Source organism: Lacticaseibacillus salsurae, from assembly GCF_045862175.1.
In the GTDB taxonomy this organism is placed as follows: domain Bacteria; phylum Bacillota; class Bacilli; order Lactobacillales; family Lactobacillaceae; genus Lacticaseibacillus; species Lacticaseibacillus salsurae.
Genome location: NZ_BAAFZI010000123.1, coordinates 1 through 1,983, shown reverse-complemented (window position 1 = coordinate 1,983; position 1,983 = coordinate 1). Strand labels below are relative to the sequence as shown.

Sequence of the window (1,983 nt, the reverse complement as noted above, 5' to 3'; positions counted from 1 at the left end):
TGAGCGCGCTCGAGCTCAGCGACGAGCTGCCAAGGTAGTCGTAGCCAGCTAACTCAACTCATCAAAGATAACAGTTCATCTCACGGTGTCGTGCCATGGGGTGGCTAACTTGTTCTTGCAATTTGCGAATATTAGAAAAATCGAACCAACGATGATAAAAGGCAGTGAATAAATCATCCCATCTTGCAGGGCTTTGACCGCTTTGGTGTTCACGAATTTCATCACCGGTGGCATGATTTTATCGTTGACCCAACTGCCAAATTTAGAATTAGTTTCCATTAGAGTTCCTCCCCATTTGAACCAAATACTTGTTGAAACCACTTAAAACTGCGCTTCGGTACCCGACGCAGATCCCGCAAGTCGTGATTACCGCGATTGACATACACGGCACCATAGCGCTTTTCCATGTCCCCATGTGAACTGGGGATATCGATCAACCCCCAACCTAAGTAACCTAAAACTTTTGCGCCGTCTTCAAACATGGCCGCTTGCATCGCTTGAATGTGCGCGCGATGATAATCGATCCGCGCGATATCATCGATTTCGTGTTGGCCATCCCAAGTTTCGCGACAGCCGATCCCATTTTCGACCGGGAATACTGGCACTTGATATTGGTCGTATAACTTCGTGATCACATTGCGCAGCCCCAGCGGATCGATTGCCCAACCCCACTGCGTTTGAGGCAAAAATTCATTGGCTTCAAAGCTATGCGCCAAGTAGCGATTGACCGGAGTGCCAGCAGGAATCTTGTTGGCATCGACGACGGCAGAGCGATAATACGAAAACGCAATAAAATCTGCGTGCTGATGCGCTAAGACCACCGCATCTTCTGGTTGCCAATCAAACGTCAACTGGGTGCTGCTGATAAACCGCCATACTTCTGGTGAATAATGGCCATGAACGTAAGCAGAATTCAAATTATTGTTCAAAAACTCATCTAACTGACGGGCGGCAAAAATCGTTTTCGGATCAGCATCTTTCGGATAGATTGGCGTATAAGCTAACATCCCGCCAATTTTGACGTCTGAATATTGTTCATGCACAAAAGCGTCAAGTCTGGCATGCGCCAACATCGTGTGATGAAAGATCTGGTACATTTCACCAAGCGTGCGTTGTCCGTCAACATAACCGGAAATATTAAAGGCTTCGTCAGTGAAATACAAATTGTGTTCATTGAACACCAACCAATATTTGACCCGATCTTGAAAATGCGTGATCATCGCTTGTCCAAAGCGGACAAACGCATCAACGGTGTGCCGCGACATAAAGCCGTTATATTTCTTTGCCAAAGCTAACGGTATATCAAAATGATACAAACAAACCATTGGCGTGATCTTGCGTGCCAAACAAGCGTCGATCACCCGATCATAGTACGCGATCCCAGCTTCGTTGAACGCACCATCACCATCTGGTACCACCCGTGACCATGAGATCTGCAGGCGATACATGTTCATATGCATCGCTTGCATCAGATCCAGATCTTCTTCATAGCGATGGTAGTCGTCGATCGCTACTTGCCAATCAGTGGTGTTTGGCCCCGCTTGTTTCAGATCATAAACAGATGGTCCTTTGCCGTCCAAGGATACAGCCCCTTCTGTTTGCATACTCGAACTTGAATTTCCCCAATAAAACGTGTCTGGCATATGAGCTGTCATTGACACACTCCCTTATTCGTTTGTTAGAAAACGTTTTCCACAAAAACAAGCATAACTGCTTTTCTTAGAGTATGCAAGTGTTTTCTTTTAAAGAACATGTTTTTTAATTTTGTAGGTCATGCTTTAAGCGAAAAAGTGGTTTGATGAGGTCAAGCGCACCAAGATCAGCCAGCCCTAATTGAGAAAAATGCGCAAAAAAACGGGTCTACACTTTCTGGTGTTGGAGAAATCCAACGCTAAGAGTGTAGGCCCGTTTTAAATGACAAAATAATAGGGCACCTATAAGGCTACCCGTGCTATGCTCTAAGCGACGAAACCAAAAGCTAGC

At 45.7% G+C, this 1,983-nt stretch carries 1 protein-coding gene and 1 pseudogene; both read right to left on the bottom strand.

Going from position 1 to position 1,983, the window contains the following annotated elements:
- Positions 1-120: 120 nt before the first annotated feature.
- A pseudogene (locus tag ACKTSG_RS14145) lies at positions 121-279 on the bottom strand (PTS sugar transporter subunit IIC); the annotation flags it as partial.
- On the bottom strand, positions 279-1,661 hold the full coding sequence (locus ACKTSG_RS14140; protein ID WP_407895659.1) for a glycoside hydrolase family 1 protein: 1,383 nt from the start codon (positions 1,659-1,661) through the stop codon (positions 279-281). The gene ACKTSG_RS14140 and the pseudogene ACKTSG_RS14145, both read right to left, overlap by 1 nt.
- Positions 1,662-1,983 lie beyond the last annotated feature (322 nt).